General features: G+C 71.6%; 17 protein-coding genes. 4 read left to right on the forward strand and 13 right to left on the reverse strand.

Annotated features, from left to right (window positions below):
- Window positions 1–42 precede the first annotated feature (42 nt).
- The 4 genes from thyX to ACLQ23_RS13700 all read right to left on the reverse strand — a co-directional run bounded on the left by thyX (window position 43) and on the right by ACLQ23_RS13700 (window position 3,721).
- Window positions 43–783: an FAD-dependent thymidylate synthase gene (thyX, locus tag ACLQ23_RS13685; RefSeq protein ID WP_053656418.1), complete on the reverse strand. Its 741-nt coding sequence runs from the start codon at window positions 781–783 to the stop codon at window positions 43–45.
- Window positions 784–1,115: 332 nt separating this feature from the next.
- Window positions 1,116–1,442 carry a hypothetical protein gene (locus ACLQ23_RS13690; protein WP_425735609.1) on the reverse strand — a complete coding sequence of 109 codons (327 nt, stop codon included), beginning with the start codon at window positions 1,440–1,442 and terminating at the stop codon, window positions 1,116–1,118.
- Window positions 1,443–1,881: 439 nt separating this feature from the next.
- On the reverse strand, window positions 1,882–2,487 hold the full coding sequence (locus ACLQ23_RS13695; RefSeq protein ID WP_425735608.1) for a DUF2752 domain-containing protein: 606 nt from the start codon (window positions 2,485–2,487) through the stop codon (window positions 1,882–1,884).
- Between the two features lie 4 nt (window positions 2,488–2,491).
- A complete protein-coding gene (locus ACLQ23_RS13700) occupies window positions 2,492–3,721 on the reverse strand; it encodes a winged helix-turn-helix domain-containing protein (protein WP_167945411.1) in 1,230 nt (409 codons plus the stop codon).
- A 78-nt stretch (window positions 3,722–3,799) separates the two neighbouring features.
- Between ACLQ23_RS13700 and ACLQ23_RS13705 the strand changes: the two genes are divergently transcribed.
- Entirely contained in the window at window positions 3,800–4,351 is a 552-nt protein-coding gene (locus ACLQ23_RS13705; protein WP_053656397.1) for a GNAT family N-acetyltransferase, read from the forward strand.
- Here the strand turns inward: ACLQ23_RS13705 and ACLQ23_RS13710 are convergent.
- On the reverse strand, window positions 4,250–5,524 hold the full coding sequence (locus ACLQ23_RS13710; RefSeq protein ID WP_425880710.1) for a glycosyltransferase family 87 protein: 1,275 nt from the start codon (window positions 5,522–5,524) through the stop codon (window positions 4,250–4,252). The genes ACLQ23_RS13705 and ACLQ23_RS13710 overlap by 102 nt on opposite strands.
- 35 nt (window positions 5,525–5,559) lie before the next feature.
- Between ACLQ23_RS13710 and ACLQ23_RS13715 the strand changes: the two genes are divergently transcribed.
- The gene (locus ACLQ23_RS13715; protein ID WP_355597822.1) at window positions 5,560–6,144 is read left to right on the forward strand and encodes a GNAT family N-acetyltransferase; all 585 of its coding nucleotides are present in this window, start codon (window positions 5,560–5,562) and stop codon (window positions 6,142–6,144) included.
- A gap of 98 nt (window positions 6,145–6,242) precedes the next feature.
- The gene (locus ACLQ23_RS13720) at window positions 6,243–6,620 is read left to right on the forward strand and encodes a VOC family protein (RefSeq protein ID WP_355597824.1); all 378 of its coding nucleotides are present in this window, start codon (window positions 6,243–6,245) and stop codon (window positions 6,618–6,620) included.
- 22 nt (window positions 6,621–6,642) lie between these two features.
- Here ACLQ23_RS13720 and ACLQ23_RS13725 read toward each other — a convergent pair whose 3' ends face one another.
- The 8 genes from ACLQ23_RS13725 to ACLQ23_RS13760 form a co-directional block, all read right to left on the reverse strand.
- On the reverse strand, window positions 6,643–7,113 hold the full coding sequence (locus ACLQ23_RS13725; RefSeq protein ID WP_355597826.1) for a GNAT family N-acetyltransferase: 471 nt from the start codon (window positions 7,111–7,113) through the stop codon (window positions 6,643–6,645).
- Window positions 7,114–7,194: 81 nt separating this feature from the next.
- Window positions 7,195–7,977, reverse strand: coding sequence for a 4-hydroxy-tetrahydrodipicolinate reductase (gene dapB / locus ACLQ23_RS13730; RefSeq protein WP_425735607.1), 783 nt, complete (start codon window positions 7,975–7,977; stop codon window positions 7,195–7,197).
- 100 nt (window positions 7,978–8,077) lie between these two features.
- Window positions 8,078–9,505, reverse strand: a complete 1,428-nt coding sequence (locus ACLQ23_RS13735) for a M16 family metallopeptidase (protein WP_355597830.1) — start codon at window positions 9,503–9,505, stop codon at window positions 8,078–8,080.
- A 47-nt stretch (window positions 9,506–9,552) separates the two neighbouring features.
- Complete coding sequence (locus tag ACLQ23_RS13740) at window positions 9,553–11,949, reverse strand: polyribonucleotide nucleotidyltransferase (protein WP_355597832.1); 2,397 nt, start codon at window positions 11,947–11,949, stop codon at window positions 9,553–9,555.
- Between the two features lie 226 nt (window positions 11,950–12,175).
- A complete protein-coding gene (gene rpsO, locus ACLQ23_RS13745) occupies window positions 12,176–12,445 on the reverse strand; it encodes a 30S ribosomal protein S15 (RefSeq protein WP_030337594.1) in 270 nt (89 codons plus the stop codon).
- A 202-nt stretch (window positions 12,446–12,647) separates the two neighbouring features.
- Complete coding sequence (locus tag ACLQ23_RS13750) at window positions 12,648–13,577, reverse strand: bifunctional riboflavin kinase/FAD synthetase (protein ID WP_355597834.1); 930 nt, start codon at window positions 13,575–13,577, stop codon at window positions 12,648–12,650.
- Between the two features lie 112 nt (window positions 13,578–13,689).
- Window positions 13,690–14,574, reverse strand: coding sequence for a tRNA pseudouridine(55) synthase TruB (truB, locus tag ACLQ23_RS13755; protein ID WP_355597836.1), 885 nt, complete (start codon window positions 14,572–14,574; stop codon window positions 13,690–13,692).
- A 31-nt stretch (window positions 14,575–14,605) separates the two neighbouring features.
- Complete coding sequence (locus ACLQ23_RS13760) at window positions 14,606–15,946, reverse strand: MATE family efflux transporter (protein WP_355597838.1); 1,341 nt, start codon at window positions 15,944–15,946, stop codon at window positions 14,606–14,608.
- A gap of 193 nt (window positions 15,947–16,139) precedes the next feature.
- Here ACLQ23_RS13760 and ACLQ23_RS13765 point away from each other — a divergent pair, with 193 nt between their 5' ends.
- A complete protein-coding gene (locus ACLQ23_RS13765; protein WP_355597840.1) occupies window positions 16,140–17,048 on the forward strand; it encodes a hypothetical protein in 909 nt (302 codons plus the stop codon).
- The last annotated feature ends 249 nt before the right edge of the window (window positions 17,049–17,297 follow it).

The raw sequence follows: 17,297 nt of genomic DNA on the forward strand, positions 1-17,297 counted from the left end.
CCAACCTAGCGGACGACCGACCGGGGCCAGCCGGGGAAGGGCTCAGGACGCCTCGTGCGGGCTGGCCGCGACCTCGGTGCCGTCCGGCAGCGTGGAGATCACGAAGTCGGCGAAGACGTTCGGGGCGACCCCCTGCAACTGGCGCAGGCACTCCACGGCCAGCTCGCGGATCTCCACGTCGGCGTGCTCGGTGGCCCGCATCGCGATGAAGTGCCGCCACGCCCGGTAGTTGCCGGTGACCACGATCCGGGTCTCGGTTGCGTTGGGCAGCACCGCGCGGGCCGCCTGCCGGGCCTGCTTGCGGCGCAGCGTCGGGTTCGGCTCGTCGGAGAACCGCTGCTCCAGGCCCTCCAGCAGCTCGGTGTACGCCCGCACGCTCGCCTCGGCGGCCTCGGTGAAGCGCTTGTGCAGCTCCGGGTCCTCGGCGATCACCGCAGGCTCGACCATTGCCGCGTCCCGCTCGGGGACGTAGCGCTGGGAGAGCTGGGAGTACGAGAAGTGCCGGTGCCGGATCAGCTCGTGGGTGAAGGAGCGGGAGACCCCGGTGAAGTAGAACGTGACCGAGCCGTGCTCCAGCACACTCAGGTGCCCGACCTCGAGGATGTGCGCCAGGTAGCCGGCATTGGTGGCGGTCGCCGGGTTCGGCTTCTTCCACGACTGGTAGCAGGCGCGACCGGCGAACTCGGCGAGCGCCTGGCCGCCCTCGGCGTCGGTCGACCACGGCACGTCGTCCGGGGCCGCGAACTGGGTCCACGCGATCAACTTGACCTGGGGCTGCACCATCTCCGGCATGCCTGGGACTGTAATCGTCGGCGGCCCCGCGCCCAACTCGGGCTCGCGGTGCAGAAACCGCCCAGCCGCAGCCCAATCACCGACGCTTCCCGAACCAGTGGGGCCATACGTGTCAAAGGTCTCGACAAGCCCGCCGTGCCCCGCCGACCCCCGACACCTCCCCGACTCCCTGTAGAGCTGCCCCAGATGTGGGGCAGACGCCGCACGGTCCGCGAGCCCACTGTGCCCCACTGCGCCCACTGTCCCCCGCCGACCCCCGCTATCCCCCCGCCGAACCCCGCTGTCCCCCGCCGGCCCTCGGGCCTCTCTGGGCCCCGGTGGGCTCAGCGCGAACCACTCGGCCCGGACCCGATGAGGTGCTGGGTGAGCGCGCCGTCCCACCTCAACCACCATCGGCGGGCCACCGTGGTGCTGGCCTGCGCCTGCCTGTAGAGCTGCCCCAGATGTGGGGCAGGCGCCCCGCGATCCGCGCCGCGCTGGGCCAGGCCGCGCCGGGCCGCGCCGCGCCGGGCCGGGCCGCGCCGGGCCGCGCCGGGCCGGGCCGCGCCGGGCCGGGCCGGGCCGCGCCGGGCCGGGCCGCGCCGGGCCGGGCCGCGCCGGGCCGCGCCGGGCCGGGCCGCTGCAACGAGATGCCGTGCCCTGCGTCCCACACCACTAGGCAAGCACCCCATGACGCGCGCTGGGGATGTCCGGGTCGATGCCGGGCGATGCCGCCTCACCCCACACGACCACGGCAGCGGCCTGCTCCCCTCTGCCACCAGAGGAGGGCCGCCGCGCCTCATACCCACAGAGGCAGCGGTGCGCGCCCCTCGACCGTTGGAGCAGCGCCGCGTCCCTATAACTACCAGGGCAGGGGTGCCACGCGCTCCACGGCTAAAGCAGCACCGCGCTCCACGCCACCCAGGGCAGCGCCCGTAGCCCCCACCACCAGGACAGCGCCCCGCGTCCTCCATCACCCGAGCAACGCCCCCACGCCCGGCACCGCACCAGGGCAGCGCCCCCATGCCCCACATCTGGGGCAGCTCGACAGGGGCACGGCACGCTCCTACCTCGCCCTCGGGCGGGGAGGTCAGGCTCGCCTGGAGGAGGTCAGACGTAGAACGAGGTGAACGGGGCCCAGGGCAGGTTCCGCAGTACCGAGAAGGCGAGCCACGCGGCCAGGAAGCCGCCGATGACCTTGGAACTGATCCGCAGCTCGGGCAGCCGCCAGCCGAACGCCTGGTTGCCGGCCCAGGCGACGAAGAGGTACGCCAGGAACGGCAGCGCGAAGACGAACAGGAAATGGTGCCGGGCAGCAGCCGGCAGGTCGCCGTGCAGCACGTACCAGAGGGCTCGGGTGCCACCGCAGCCCGGACAGTCCAGCCCGGTCGTCAGCTTGAGCAGGCAGGTCGGCGCGGCGTCCGGGTCCGCGTGGGTCGGGTTGCTCAGCAGCGCATAGCCCATGCCTGCGGCGACGCAACCGACTGCGGCCAACGGCACCGCCCAGCGCGGCGAACGCTCGTATAGCCGCACCACGAACCGGGTGAATCGGTCCGGCTCAGGTGTCGGGTAGCCGTAGCCCGCCGGAGGACCCGCCGGCCAACCAGCCGGGTCAGCGGCGCCCGGGGTGACCGGGCCTGCGGCTTCGGGTGACACCGTGTGGACCGCCCCGGGGGCGGGGTTCGGCTGGTCGACCGGTCCGGGAACGCTCGTCACGCGCTCACGGTACACCGGACACGCCGGCCAACGCGGCGGTGAGCGGGCCCGCCAGATCGCCGGCTGCGGGCGGTGCCACCGCGCTCAGCCCCAGCCAGTCGGCGAGCCGGTACAGCTCGGCCGCCAGGGCTACCGAGGTCTCCCCCGGGTCGGCGCCCGGCTCGACCCACGCGGCCGGCACCAGCAGCACCCCCGCCTTACGGTCGGCCTTCAGGTCGACCCGGGCGGTGAACCGGTCGCCCTGCAGGAACGGCAGCACGTAGTAGCCGTGGACCCGCTGCGGCGCCGGCACGTAGATCTCGATGCGGTAGGTGAAGTCGAAGAGCCGCTCGGTGCGGGCCCGCTCCCAGACCAGGGGATCGAAGGGGCTGACAAGCGTGTTGCCCCGAACCCAGCGAGGCAGTCGGGCCGACGCGTGCAGCCAGGCCGGCTGTCGCCAACCCGCGACGGTGACCGGCACCAGCTCACCGGCCTCGGCCAGCTCCGCGATGGCCTGGCGGGCGCCGGCCAGTGGCAGCCGGAAATAGTCGCGCAACTCCGGCTCGGCCGCCACCCCCAGCGAGCGCGCGGCGAGGGCCACCAGACTCCGGTACGCCTCGGCGTCGGTCGGGGTTGGCGCGGCCAGCACGGCCGACGGGAGGACCCGCTCGGGCAGGTCGTAGCGGCGCGCGAAGGACGTGGTGCGCTCGGCTGCGGTCACCTCGCCGGCCCAGAACAGGAACTCCAGCGCCCGCTTCACTGCCGACCAGTTCCACCCCCAGTTGCCGGTCTCGCGGGGCGCGTCGTGCTCGATCTCGGCGGCGGTCAGCGGGCCACGGGCGGCCACCTCGTCGCGTACCCAGGCGACAAGCTCCGGCTGCTCCTCGGCGATGCGTCGCATGCCTCCCCAGGACTCGCTGTGCGCGCGGGCCATCCGCCAGCGCAACAGCGGGTGCAGCCCGACCGGGACCAGCGAGGCCTCGTGGCCCCAGTACTCGAACAGCTCACGCGGCCGGCGGTAGGCGGCCTGGTCGAGCATCGTCGTCGGGTACGGACCGAGGCGGCTGTAGAGCGGCATGTAGTGCGCGCGTTGCAGCACGTTCACCGAGTCCATCTGGATCAGACCGACCCGGTCGAGGACCCGGCGCAGGTGCCGGCGTGTGGGCACGCCGGCAGGCGCCGGATCGGCGAAGCCCTGGGCTGCGAGCGCCACGCGCCGGGCCTGTGCGAGCGAGAGTGATTCCAGTGCGGCCATCGTCGGCGACCCTAAATCATGGGTACGACGCCGGTGCGGGAAGTGGACTCGGACCGTCACTGGGCATAGAACGGTGCAATGCTGACGATCCGCCGTGAGGAGCCGGACGACGCCGACGCGGTTGCCCGGGTGCACGTGCACGGCTGGCAGGCGGGTTACGCCGGTTTCATGCCGGACGAGGTGCTCGCACGGCTGAACGTGGCGGCCTGGGCGCAGCGCCGCCGTGCCGTCGGCACCGCCGACCCGGAGCATCCGTTCACCACGCTGCTCGGCGAGGCGGACGGACTGGTCGTCGGCTTCACCACGTTCGGGCCGTACCGTCGAAACCAGGACCGCGACGACCTGGACCCGGCCGTCGGCGAGGTGCTGGCGCTCTACGTCGAGCCGGCGTTCTGGGGTGACGGGACGGCCGCTGCGCTGTTCGCCGCCGCGCGGGCCGGGCTCGGTGAGCGGGGCTGGACCGACTATCGACTGTGGGTGCTGGCGGACAACGTGCGGGCACGCCGGTTCTGCGAGCGGGCCGGGTTGTCACCGGACGGTGAGCAGGCGACCTATCAGGTACCGCTCGCCGGCGGGCGTGGGCCGGTCGGGCTGGTCGAGCTGCGGTACGCCGGACGCCTCGACGGCTGACCCGGGTGGGGTCAGCCACCGGCGGATCGGCAGGAAGGCCAGCAGCGCGAGGCTGATCCAGACGTACGCGTTGCTGCCCAGGAAACCGTCGACGCCTGTGAAGTCCTTCTCCCAGAACCACACCGTACGGCTGATCAGCAGCGCGTACCCGATGGTCGCGGCGACAAGCAGGACCCGCCTGCGGCGGCCTGCGGGCGCGGCCATCGCGTTGTCGACGAGCAGGATCAGGGCGGGCAGCAACCAGACCAGGTGGTGCACCCAGGTGACGGGGCTGACCAGGCACATCACCGCGCCGGTGAGCGCCAGGCCGGTCGCCTCGTCACCGGCCGCGACGGCGGCCCGGGACCGCCAGGCCCAGAGCGCCAGGGTCGCGAGCACCAGCAGCAGCCACAACAGGGTGCTCGGGTGCTGCGGGTCGAGTCGGGCCACCACCCCGCGCAGCGACTGGTTGGAGACGAAGGCAAGCTCGCCCACCCGGCCGGTGTTCCACAGCGCTTCGGTCCAGAACTCCCTCGACGCGTTCGGAAAGAGCGCCCCGGCCAGCAGTGTGACACCGGCTGCGGTGCCGCTGGCGGTCAGCGCCGCGCGCCACCGCCCGGTGACCAGCAGGTAGACGATGAAGATGCCCGGGGTCAGTTTGATCGCCGTGGCCAGGCCGATGCCCACGCCCGCCCACCGGTTGCCGGTCGGCAGGAGCCGCAGCAGGTCCACCGCCACCAGGAAGAGCAGCAGTGTGTTGACCTGGCCGAAGTTGACGGTTTCCCGCATCGGCTCGAAGGCGGCGGCCAGGCAGAGTGCCACGGCCAGGGCAAACCAGCGCGTCCAGCCTGCGCGGCGGGCGATCGGGTCTACCAGCCACCAGATCAGCAGCGTGGTGGTGACCACACTTGCCGACACGCTCACGATGATCGCGGCGGTCCACGGCAGGTACGCCATCGGCACCATGACCAGCGCGGCGAACGGCGGGTAGGTGAAGCCGTACTGGGTGCCCGGTTTGAGGAAGTCGTAGATCTCCCCGCCGTCGTGCACCCACCAGGTCAGCGCGCCGTAGTAGACCTTGAGGTCGAAAAAGCCGTGCCGGACGGCCGCCACGGCGAGGAACGCGGTGACCGCCGCGGCGAGCACCACCACGACCGCGACCTGCGCGGCCGTCTTCTTGGCACCCTGCGCCACCGTCGCCTCCCTGGCCCTGCGTAGGCTTCCGTCCCATGGCTCTCGGGTACGTCCGCCCGGCGCGTCCCGAGGACGCCGGCGAAATCGCACGCATCCAGCTCGCGACCTGGCGGGTCGCGTACCGCCGGATCCTTCCTCGGCACGTGCTCGACAACCTGGACGAGGCGTTCCTCGCCCGGCGGTGGAGCGCCGCGGTGCTGGAGCCGCCCTCGGGCGCGCACCGGGTGCTCGTCGCCGTCGAACAGGCCGAGCAATCGTATCTGGTGGGGTTCGCCGCCTCCGGCCCGGCCGACGCCGAGGCGCTGGCGCCGGGCGAGCCGGCCGACGCGCTCGGCCCGGACGTGGCGGCGGTGACCGACCTGCTGGTCGAGCCGCGCTGGGGTCGGCGTGGACACGGCAGCCGGTTGCTCGCCGCGGCGGTCGACCTGTGGCGCGAGGACGGCCTGAGCCGGGCGGTGGCCTGGGCGTTCGAGGGTGACGAGGCGACCCGGAAGTTCCTGACCAGCACCGGCTGGGAGGCCGACGGCGCGGCCCGCGCGCTGGATGTCGACGACATGCTGGTGCCACAGGTACGCCTGCACGTGGGCGTCCCGGCCGAGAAGGTGCCGGCCGACGACTGAGACGGCGCGCCCGCCGGATTACCCCCTGATGTCGGACAGGTCGCCTACGGTCGGGGTCAGGAGGGGCAGCGACAGCGCCCCACAGCGAGGGGGGCACAGTGTTCACAGACACCAGAGCGTTCAGCGGGTTCTCGGTGGATGACGTAGACGAGGCCCAGCGGTTCTACGGCGACACCCTCGGCCTGCGCGTCACGCGCGACGATGCGATGGGCGGGCTGCTGACCCTGCACATTGCAGGGGACCGGCCCATCCTGGTCTACCCGAAGCGTGACCACGCGCCGGCGACCTACACGGTGCTCAACTTTCCGGTCGACGACGTGGACCGGGCGGTCGACGAGTTGACCGCGCGTGGAGTGCGCTTCGCCCGCTACGACGGGATGCCGCAGGACGAGAACGGGATCATGCGCGGGCACGGGCCGACGATCGCCTGGTTCACCGACCCGGCAGGCAACGTCCTCTCCGTCCTGGAGCAGTAACGGAAACCGCGAGGGCTTGGCGTTAACGGCGGAGTTCGGTGATCAACTCTTCGTCATCGGTGTCGCCGGTGGGCTGGAAGCCCAGGGAGCTGTAGAGGGCAGCGGCCCCTGTGTTGTCCGGGTGGTAGGAGAGGCGGACCAGCGGGGTTCCCTCCCGAGCGGACAGCCAGGCGGCCAGGGTACGCACCGTCGCGCGGCCCACGCCGCGGCGCTGCTCGACGGCGTCGATCAGCATTCCGCCGATCCAGTGCGAGCCGTCGTCGTCCACGCCCCACATGACGTGTCCGACGACTATCTCGTCGGCGTATACGGCCAGGGAGTTCCACACCTCGGAACGGGTGCTCAGCAGCAGGTAGCGCGCGCCCAGCGCGGCCACAAACCGGCGTTGGTCGTCACGGGGGGCGACATCGGCCACCGCCCGCCAGTTGTCGTCGTCGACCGGCCTGAGTGTGACCCGTCGTCCGAGCCGATCCACGTGTCCATCATCGATCATCGACGGATGCTACCCAGCCCGGGCAGCGAGATCTTGGACAATTTCCGTTACGCGAGAACGGAAACTGTCCAAGATCTCCGGTCAGTCGAGCAAAGCGTCCAGGCCGACGGTGAGGCCGGGGCGGTTGCGCACCTCGCGGACGGCCAGCAGCACACCGGGCATGAACGACACCCTGTCGTACGAGTCGTGCCGGATCGTCAGCGTCTCACCTGTGGTGCCGAACAGCACCTCCTGGTGGGCGACCAGACCGGTGGCGCGTACCGCGTGCACGCGTACCCCGTCGATGTCGGCGCCCCGCGCGCCCGGCACCTCGTCCGTGGTGGCGTCCGGCACCGGGCCGAGGCCGGCCTCGGCGCGGGCCTGGGCGATCTGCCGTGCGGTGTGCGTGGCGGTGCCGCTCGGCGCGTCCAGCTTGCGCGGGTGGTGCTGCTCGATGATCTCGACGGACTCGAAGTAGCGGGCGGCTCGCGCGGCGAACTGCATCATCAGCACCGCGCCGATGCCGAAGTTGGGTGCGATCACCATGCTGACGTCGGGCTTGCCGGCCAACCAGCCGCGTACCTGCTCCAGCCGCTGCTCGGTGAAGCCGGTGGTGCCGACGACAGCGCTGATGCCGTGCTCGACGCACCAGCGGAGGTTGTCCATGACGGCGTCCGGCGTGGTGAAGTCGACGATCACCTGGGCGCCTGCGTCCGAGACGGCGGAGAGGTCGTCGCCCTGGTCGACAGCTGCCACCAGTTCGAGGTCGTCGGCGCTGTCGACCGCCTTGCAGACCTCGATGCCCATCCGACCCCGGGCGCCGAGCACGCCGACGCGCAGCGGCTCGTTCGGGTTTCTCACCTGCGTGTCCGTCACGGGGCACAACCTACCAATCGGGACGTGAGCGTCCTGCCGGACGGGGTACGCACCCACCATCCGGGAGCACGCCTGGACGACGGCACCCGTTCGGTCGCGCCGAGGTGCGTCAGGCGGCGAAGTCGCCAGTGCCGAACGGGCCGACCACTGCGAGCGACATCGGTCGGGCCAGCAGCTCCGCGGCGAGTGTGTTGACGTCGGCCACAGTGACCTCGTCGACGCGGCGCAGCAGCTCGTCCACGGGCATCAGGTCGCCGTAGAGCAGCTCACCCTTGGCGAGGCGACTCATCCGGGAGCCGGTGTCCTCCAGGCCGAGCACGAACGAGCCCTTGCTCATCCCCTTGCCCCGGGCCACCTCCGCCTCGGTCAGCCCGTCGGCGGCGACCCGGGCCAGCTCGGCGCGGGTCAGGGCCAGTACCTCGTCCACCTTGCCGGGCGCGCAGCCGGCGTAGACGGCGAACAGGCCGCTGTCGGCGTACTGGCTGGCGTAGGAGTAGACCGAGTACGCGAGGCCGCGCTGCTCGCGGATCTCCTGGAACAGGCGGCTGGACATGCCGCCGCCCAGCACGTTGTTGAGCACCCCGAGGGCGAAACGCCGCTCGTCGATGCGGTCGATGCCGGGGCAGCCGAGGATGACGTGCGCCTGCTCGGTCTCCTTCGGCTCGACAACTGTGGTGGCCGGTTTGGTGCGTACCGCAGGGGTGGCCGCGCGGTGCGGTGCCGGCGCGGCCGGGTCGCTGTCCAGTGGTGTGCCGCGCACCGCCTGGCGGACCAGCTTGACCACCGTGCCGTGGTCGAGGTTGCCGGCTGCGGCGATGACGATCTGCGGCGCGGTGTAACGCCCCCGGTAGAAGTTCTGGATCTGCCGGCGGGTCATCGGCGTGACGGTCTCCTCGGTGCCGGAGATCAGCCGGCCCAGCGGGTGGTCGCCGTAGACGGCTCGGGCGAAGAGGTCGTGTACCTCGTCACCGGGCTCGTCGTCGTGCATGGCGATCTCCTCCAGGATCACGCCACGCTCGGTCTCCACGTCGGCCGGCTCGAGCAGGGAGTCGGCGACCAGGTCGCACATCACGTCGATCGCCAGCGGCAGGTCTTCGTCCAGCACGCGGGCGTAGTAGCAGGTGTATTCCTTCGTGGTGAAGGCGTTGGTCTCGCCACCCACCGCCTCGATCTGCGACGAGATCTCAAGGGCGGTGCGCTTGTGGGTGCCCTTGAACAGCAAATGCTCCAGGAAGTGCGCGGCGCCGGCCTGGGGACGGGTCTCGTCCCGCGAGCCCACCGCCACCCAGATCCCGAAGGACACGCTGCGCATCGCCGGAATCGCCTCGGTGAGCACACGCAGACCGCTGGGCAGCACGGTACGTCGTACCGTGCCGCCCAGCGGGTCGTCGCTGATGGTCCGGGTCACCGCGCGGGCGGAGCCGCCGGAGCGGCCCGTCCCGGTGTCCCGGGCTCGGCTCGACTCACTGGCTTGCCAGCCAGTAGAGGCCACCCCCCGTCGATCCGGTGGAAACGGCGCACTGAAGGCCCGACTCACGTGTTGCTCCCGGCTCGACGAGGGGTGGGTTTTGCGATGTGCGGAGGTCAGCTGTGCCGGGTCCGGCGGCGCGGACGCTCGCCGCCCTCGCCACCCTCGCCGCCGCCGTTGCCGCCGCCCTCGCCACGCTCGCCGCGCTCCGGGCCACGGCCGCCCCGGTCGCCGCCACGCTCGCGGTCGCCCCGGTCCCGCGGACCACGGTCGCCCCGGTCGCGGCTGGCCGGCCGGTCGCCACCGGCGGCCTCACCGGCGGCGGGCGCCTCGGCGCCCTCCGGGCGGACCTTGTCCAGGTAGATCTTGCCGCGGGCGTCGATGTCCGCGATCTCGACCTCGACGCGGTCACCGACGTTGAGGAAGTCCTCGACGCGCTCGACCCGCTTGCCGTCGCCGACCTTGGAGATGTGCAGCAGACCGTCACGGCCGGGCAGCAGCGAGATGAACGCCCCGAACGCGGCGGTCTTGACCACCGTGCCGAGGAACCGCTCGCCCTGCTTCGGCAGCGTCGGGTTGGCGATCCCGTTGATCCGGTCGACGGCCGCCTGGGCCGACGGGCCGTTGGTGGCGCCGACGTAGATCGTGCCGTCGTCCTCGATGGAGATCTCGGCGCCGGTCTCGTCCTGGATCGCGTTGATGGTCTGCCCCTTCGGGCCGATCACCATGCCGATCTTGTCGACCGGGATCTTGACGGTGGTGACCCGCGGCGCGTAGTCCGACATCTCGGCCGGAGCCTCGATCGCCGCCTTCATCACGCCGAGGATGACCTGCCGGGCCTCGTTGGCCTGCTGGAGCGCAGCGGCCAGCACGTCCGACGGGATGCCGTTGAGCTTGGTGTCGAGCTGGAGCGCGGTCACGAACTCCGGTGTGCCGGCGACCTTGAAGTCCATGTCACCGAACGCGTCCTCGGCACCGAGGATGTCGGTGAGGGTCACGTACTGGGTCTTGCCGTCCACCTCGTCGGAGATGAGCCCCATCGCGATGCCGGCGACCGGCGCCTTGAGCGGCACACCCGCGGAGAGCAGGCCCAGCGTCGACGCGCAGACCGAACCCATCGAGGTGGAGCCGTTGGAGCCGAGCGCCTCGGAGACCTGCCGGATGGCGTACGGGAACTCCTCGCGCGACGGCAGCACCGGGATCAGCGCGCGCTCGGCGAGAGCGCCGTGGCCGATCTCGCGACGCTTCGGCGAGCCGACCCGGCCGGTCTCACCTGTCGAGTACGGCGGGAAGTTGTAGTTGTGCATGTAGCGCTTGCGGTTCTCCGGGGACAGCGTGTCCACCATCTGCTCCATGCGGAGCATGTTCAGCGTGGTGACGCCAAGGATCTGGGTCTCGCCCCGCTCGAACAGTGCCGAACCGTGCACCCGGGGCAGCACGCCGACCTCGGCGGTCAGAGTACGGATGTCACGCGGGCCACGGCCGTCCATGCGGACCTGCTCGCGCAGCACGCGGTTGCGCACCTCGGACTTGGTAAGCGACCGGAAGGCGGCGCTGAGCTCCTTCTCCCGGCCCTCGAACCGGGCGCCGAGCTCCTCGGCGACGCGCGTCTTGACCCGGTCCAGGGCCTCCTCGCGGTCGGCCTTGCCGGCGATGGTGATCGCCTCGGCCACGTCGGCGCGGGCCACGTCGGCGACGGCGGAGTACACGTCGTCCTGGTAGTCCAGGAACACCGGGAACTCGGATACCGGCTTGGCGGCGACCTCGGCCAGCTCGCTCTGCGCGCGGCACAGCTCACGGATCGCGGGCTTCGCGGCCTCCAGGCCGCTCGCCACGACCTCCTCGGTGGGGGCGGTCGCGCCGGCCGAGATCAGGGCGACGGCGTTCGGGGTGGCCTCCGCCTCGACCATCATGATCGCGACGTCGCCGTCTTCGAGCGTGCGGCCGGCCACGACCATGTCGAAGGTGGCGCGAGCCAGCTCCTCCAGGGTCGGGAAGGCGACCCACTGGCCGTCGATGTGCGCGACCCGGGTCGCACCGATCGGGCCGGAGAACGGCAGGCCGGAGAGCTTCGTCGACATCGAGGCGGCGTTGATCGCCACGACGTCGTACGGGTGCTGCGGGTCGAGCGCGAGGATGGTCTCGACGACCTGGACCTCGTTGCGCAGGCCCTTGACGAACGACGGGCGCAGCGGCCTGTCGATCAGCCGGCAGGTGAGGATCGCGTCCTCGCTGGGCCGACCCTCACGGCGGAAGAACGAGCCGGGGATGCGACCCGCGGCGTACATCCGCTCCTCGACGTCGACGGTCAGCGGGAAGAAGTCGAACTGCTCCTTCGGCTGCTTGCCGGCGGTGGTGGCGGAGAGGACCACCGTCTCGCCCAGCTGGGCGATGACGGAACCGGCGGCCTGGCGGGCCAGCCGACCGGTGGAGAAGGTGATCTCGCGGGTGCCGAAGGACCCGTTGTCGATCACGGCGGTGCGGGATTCGGTGCCGAGTTTGGTCTCGGTCATGTGCTGTAGTGCTCCTTCGCGTCGTGGGCCCACGACATCGGGGAGCTGCTCAGCCGGCCGGTCTTCGATCGAAGCGCCCGGGTGGCCGGCATGATGCCGGGATTCCCGGGGGCCACTACCGGAGACCGGTACGCTGACCGGCTCCCTGTCGGGTGGTCGCGCGGCCCGTGTTCTTCAGGTGGGACGCGGTACGGGGGAGCGGCCGGTCGGCCACTCCCCCGTCACGTCACCGGCGCAGGCCGAGCCGCTCGATGAGCGACCGGTAGCGGGCAATGTCCTTCTTCTGGACGTAGTTGAGCAGCCGACGGCGACGGCCGACCAGCAGCAGCAGCCCACGGCGGCTGTGGTGGTCGTGCTTGTGCACCTTCAGGTGCTCGGTCAGCTCGGCGATCCGCTTGGTGAGGACCGCTACCTGGACCTCCGGCGAACCGGTGTCGCCCTCGGCGGTCGCGTACTCCGCGCGGATGCTGGCCTTGGCTTCCTGGTCGAGCGCCATGTTCTCCCTGTTTCGATGGGTTGATCAAGTGGGTGTCCGTCGTCCAGCTGGACCGGTAACGGACCGGTACCTCGCACCCGCGGCGTCGAGCAGGCACGCGAGGCCCCACGCCGGTCACCCGACGTCCCGGCAAGACTACCAGCCCCCGGCGGAACCGCCCGGTGAAGGGCTCGTCGGGAGCGGCGCGATCCTCCCGCGATGATCAGCTCAACGCGCGTCGGGTGCGTGCGACGTCCTCTTCGATCTGGGCGATCAACGGCTCCACCGAGTCGTACCGGACCTGACCGCGCAGGTGTGCCACGAAGTCCAACGCCAGCCGCTCGCCGTAGAGGTCACCGTCGAAGTCCAGCGCGTACGCCTCCACCCGCCGCTCCCGGCCGGAGAACGTCGGGTTGGTGCCCACCGACACCGCCGACATCAGCGGCTCGCGCTGCCCCCGGCGGATCAGTCGGGCCGCGTACACCCCGTCGGCGGGAACCGCCGCGTACCGGTGGCAGAGCAGGTTGGCGGTGGGGAAGCCCAGCACCCGGCCGCGCTGGTCGCCACGGACCACCACTCCCTCCACCCGGTGCTGACGGCCCAGCGCGGCTGCCGCCGCGCCCACGTCACCCGCGTCGACACAGGAACGGATGTACGTGGAGGAGAAGACGGTGCCGTCCTGCGTGACGAGTGGGGCGTCCTCCACGCCGAAGCCGAAGGTCTGACCCAGCCGCTCCAGCAGCGCCACGTCTCCGGCAGCCCGGTGCCCGAAGCGGAAGTTGCTGCCCACCACCACAAGTGCCGCGTGCAGGTGCTCGACAAGGATGTCGTGCACGAACTGCTCGGGCGGCAGCCGGGAGAACTCCGGGGTGAACGGCACCACGCAGAGCACGTCCACGCCGAGCGCCTCGATCAACTCCGCCTTGCGGGCCGGTTCGGTGAGCACCGCCGGGTGGGAGCCGGGCCGGACCACCTCGGCCGGGTGCGGGTCGAACGTGACCACCACCGACTGCACGCCCAGTTCCCGCGCCCGGGTCACGGCGTGCCCGATGGTCGCCTGGTGCCCCTTGTGCACGCCGTCGAAAACGCCGATGGTGACGACCGAGCGCCCCCAGCCACCGGGCGCCGCGTCGTACCCCCGCCACCGCTGCATGCCATTCCTCCCCTGCAAGGAAGGGCCCCTTCTTAACGCCTGGTGTAGAGGAAGGGCCCCTTATTAACCACTGGCCAGGCGGCCCCGCGCCGCGCCAGCCTGCTTTCCGCCGTCAGGCCGGGGCGAGCACGATCTCCGCGCGGGCCCGACCGTCCCGCTCGCTGACGATAGCGATCAGGCCGCCGGCCGGGCCGAACACGGCGTACGGGCCGGTGAGGCCGGCCGGGTCCAGCGGCCCGCCGTGGGCGAGCACCCGCGCCTCGTCGGGCGTCGCCTCCCGCCGCGCGAAGAACCTGTCGGCAGCCGCGTCCAGTGGCAGGTTCACCACGTCCGGGGCGCGCTGCTCCAGCTCGTCGAGGGTGGCCGCCTCGGCGAGGGTGAAGCCACCCACCGCCGTACGGCGCAGCGCGGTCAGGTGCCCACCGACACCGAGCGCCAGGCCCGCGTCCCGTGCGATCGCCCGGATGTACGTCCCCGAGGAGCACGTCACGGCCACGTCCACGTCCACCACGTCCGGTGTGCCGCAGCGGATCTCCAGCACGTCAAGCCGGGAGATGGTGACCCGCCGGGCCGGAAGTTCGACGCTCTCGCCGTCCCGGACCCGCTTGTACGCCCGCTGCCCGTCGATCTTGATGGCGCTGACGGCGCTGGGGCGCTGGTCGACCTCGCCGCTGAGCGCGTGCAGGGCGGCCCGGATGGCATCGTCGGTGACCTGGCCGGCGGGAGTGGTGGCGATCACGTCGCCCTCGGCGTCGTCGGTGACTGTCGCCTGGCCGAGCCGGATGGTGCCGGTGTAGCTCTTGCCGGCGCCGATCACGTAGGTCAGCAGCCGGGTGGCGCGGCCGACGCCGATGACCAGCACGCCGGTGGCCATCGGATCGAGGGTGCCGCCGTGCCCGACCCGCCGGGTCTTCGCCAGCCGGCGGATCCGCGCCACCACGTCGTGCGACGTCATGCCGCCGGGCTTGTCGACCACGATCAGACCATCGGTGCTCACATCGCCCAAGCCTGCCAGACGCGGGCCCCGGTCAACGGACGGCCCCGACCACCGCCCACCTGCCGTCGCGCAACCGCAGCAGCAGGGCGACCAGGCGGATCACCACGAACAGGGTGAGGCCGGCCCAGATGCCGCCCAGCCCCAGCTCGAGCCAGTAGGCGAGCCAGATGGCCGGCAGGAAACCGCCCACCGCAGCCACGATTGTGAGGTTGCGCAGGTAGACGACGTCGCCTGCGCCGATCAGCACGCCGTCGAGGGCGAACACCACCCCGGCCAGCGGCAGCATGACGACGAACCACGGCCACGCCACCATGGCCTGTTCGCGTACCTGCGGGTCGGAGGTGAACCACGACGGTACGACGCCGGCGCCGGCGGCGATGAGCAGCGCGAAGGCGACGCCGCAGACGCCGCCGAGCAGCCCGATCCGGCGGGCAAGTGCCCGCGCGCCCCCGTCGTCCCCACCGCCGAGGGCGGCGCCCACCAGGGACTGCGCGGCGATGGCCAACGCGTCGAGCACCAGCGCTGTGAAGAACCAGAGTTGCAGGGCGATCTGGTGCGCGCCGACGGCGGCGGCGCCGAAGCGGGCGGCGACGGCTGTCGCGGAGAGGAAGCTGGCCTGGAACGCCACGCCGCGGATCAGCAGGTCCCGGCTGAGCACCAACTGCTGGCGGATCACCCGTGGTCGGGGTCGCAGCGACACCCGCTCGGAGATCAGCGCCGCCGCGAAGAGCACCCCGCAGAGCGTCTGAGCGACGACGTTGGCGATCGCCGATCCGTTGAGGCCCAGCCCGACGGGATAGACAAGCAGCGGGCACAGCAGCGCGGAGAGCAGGTTGGGCCCGAGCACGAAGAGCAGGGGGCGGCGGGTGTCCTGCACGCCCCGCAGCCAGCCGTTGCCGGCGGCGGCGAGCAACAGGCCGGGGGCGCCGAGGGCCGCGATCCGCAGCCAGTGTGCGGCGGCGTCGGCCACCTCGCCGCCACCGCCTGCGAGGGTACGCGCGAGCGCGCCCCCGCCGAACTGCATCCCGACCGCGATCAGCAGTCCGACGCCGAGCGCCAGCCAGGACGACTGGACTCCCTCGGCAACGGCTGCCGCCCGGTCGCCGGCGCCGAAGCGGCGGGCTGAGCGGCCTGTGGTGCCGTAGGCGACAACGGTGCCGACCCAGGCGGTGAGTGTCATCACAGTGCCGCCGATGGCGAGCGCGGCGAGCGGCACCCGGCCGAGGTGCCCGACCACTGCCGTGTCGACGAGCACATAGAGCGGCTCGGCGGCGAGCACGACGAGGGCCGGTAGGGCGAGCGCGGCGATCCGACGCGGCGAGGCTGGCTCGTTGGTGGCCGTCGCGGTGCCGGTGAGGACTGGCTGGTTCATCGCCGCCGATCCTGGCACGCCCCTTGTAAGGAGCACAAGAGCAGTGATCGCTTACGCATTTCTCGCTCGGTGTGAACGGCGAGGTATCGAGGCCGTCGGAGGTGGGACCGAGAGCGTCCCACTTGCGGAGGTCATTACCCTGGTCGGGACTCCCACTCCCGTGGTTCACATTTTGACAGCGATAGGGCCTACATTGAGCAGCAACTATCCCCCGCACGAAGGGCAGCAGCCCGACCCCAACGTCACACCCTGGAGCGGGCCGCCAGCCCCGCAGCAGGGCGGGTATCCGTCCTACGAGCAGCCCCCGGCTCCGCAGTACGGCGCCCCGGCTCCGCAGTACGGCGCCCCGATGCCCCCGCCGCAGTACGGCGTCCCTGTTCCGCCGCCGAAGAAGTCGAACAAGGGCCTGGTCATCGGCCTGGTCGCCGGCGCGGTGGTCCTGATCCTCGCGATCTGCGGCGCCGGAATCGGGCTCCTGGTCGCCTACGGCGGCGACGACGAGCCCTCGACCGTCGCATCTGCCGGCCCTACCCCGGGCACTGATGGCGGCAGCTCGCCGGACCCGGCGGCCACCCCCACGCCCGGCCAGTCGGCTCCGTCGAACGACAACAACTCGATGACAGCCCGGTTCTCCAGCGACCTGTCGAACGTCTGCGAGGGCAGCCAGATCCTCAACGCGGCCCCCTACAACGGCCCGTCCGGCGCCAAGGCGTACACGTTCTCGAACAACCCGGACCGGCCGACGTTCTGGTCGTCGAAGTTCGTCGGCTCGACCAAGCCGTACTACGCCAAGAGCAGTGAGTACGAGAGCGTGTCGGTGGTCGGCTGCCTGAAGTTCGAAGAGGGCAGCCAGGGCACGCCGAAGAAGTGCCAGTACAAGGACAGCTCGCAGAAGCAGGTCACCGTCGACTACGTCTCGTCGCGCTACACACTGACCTTCTACGCGGCCAAGACCGCCGAGAAGATCGGCGACGGCGGCACCGTGACCGCCCCGGCAGCCCGGTGCCCGAGCGTCATCTCCTACGACAAGTCCACGATGAGGGCGTACGCGGCCCCGGACTCCGGAACGATCGAAGCCGCCCTGGACAAGTTCCTGTCCTGAGCGGCTCCTGCGGGTGGCCGGGAAATACGGGGGACCCGGCCGCCCCCGGCAGTCATGTCGGCCGGCGGCAACGAGTGGGATATCAGAAGGGACGGGCGGTGACGCTGTCGATGACTACATCGACGTCGTCACCGCCGGTCATTTCGGGTCACTGACGGGTGTCCATCGAGGTCTGCAGTGCGCGGCGAGCCTGCTCGCGGGCGTCGTCGGTGGTCTCGGGCTTGGGCTTGTTCGGCATGGTGGCGCTCC

Source organism: Micromonospora sp. DT41, from assembly GCF_049841715.1.
Classification (GTDB): domain Bacteria; phylum Actinomycetota; class Actinomycetes; order Mycobacteriales; family Micromonosporaceae; genus Micromonospora; species Micromonospora profundi.

Bases quoted from the DNA above. Each gene is read 5' to 3' on its own strand.
- thyX (WP_053656418.1), bottom strand. From the start codon at position 783: ATGGTGCAGCCCCAGGTCAAGTTGATCGCGTGGACCCAGTTCGCGGCC.
- ACLQ23_RS13700 (WP_167945411.1), bottom strand. From the start codon at position 3,721: ATGGCCGCACTGGAATCACTCTCGCTCGCACAGGCCCGGCGCGTGGCG.
- ACLQ23_RS13760 (WP_355597838.1), bottom strand. From the start codon at position 15,946: ATGAACCAGCCAGTCCTCACCGGCACCGCGACGGCCACCAACGAGCCA.
- ACLQ23_RS13750 (WP_355597834.1), bottom strand. From the start codon at position 13,577: ATGCAGCGGTGGCGGGGGTACGACGCGGCGCCCGGTGGCTGGGGGCGC.
- ACLQ23_RS13740 (WP_355597832.1), bottom strand. From the start codon at position 11,949: ATGACCGAGACCAAACTCGGCACCGAATCCCGCACCGCCGTGATCGAC.
- ACLQ23_RS13705 (WP_053656397.1), top strand. From the start codon at position 3,800: ATGCTGACGATCCGCCGTGAGGAGCCGGACGACGCCGACGCGGTTGCC.
- rpsO (WP_030337594.1), bottom strand. From the start codon at position 12,445: ATGGCGCTCGACCAGGAAGCCAAGGCCAGCATCCGCGCGGAGTACGCG.
- ACLQ23_RS13715 (WP_355597822.1), top strand. From the start codon at position 5,560: ATGGCTCTCGGGTACGTCCGCCCGGCGCGTCCCGAGGACGCCGGCGAA.
- ACLQ23_RS13725 (WP_355597826.1), bottom strand. From the start codon at position 7,113: ATGATCGATGATGGACACGTGGATCGGCTCGGACGACGGGTCACACTC.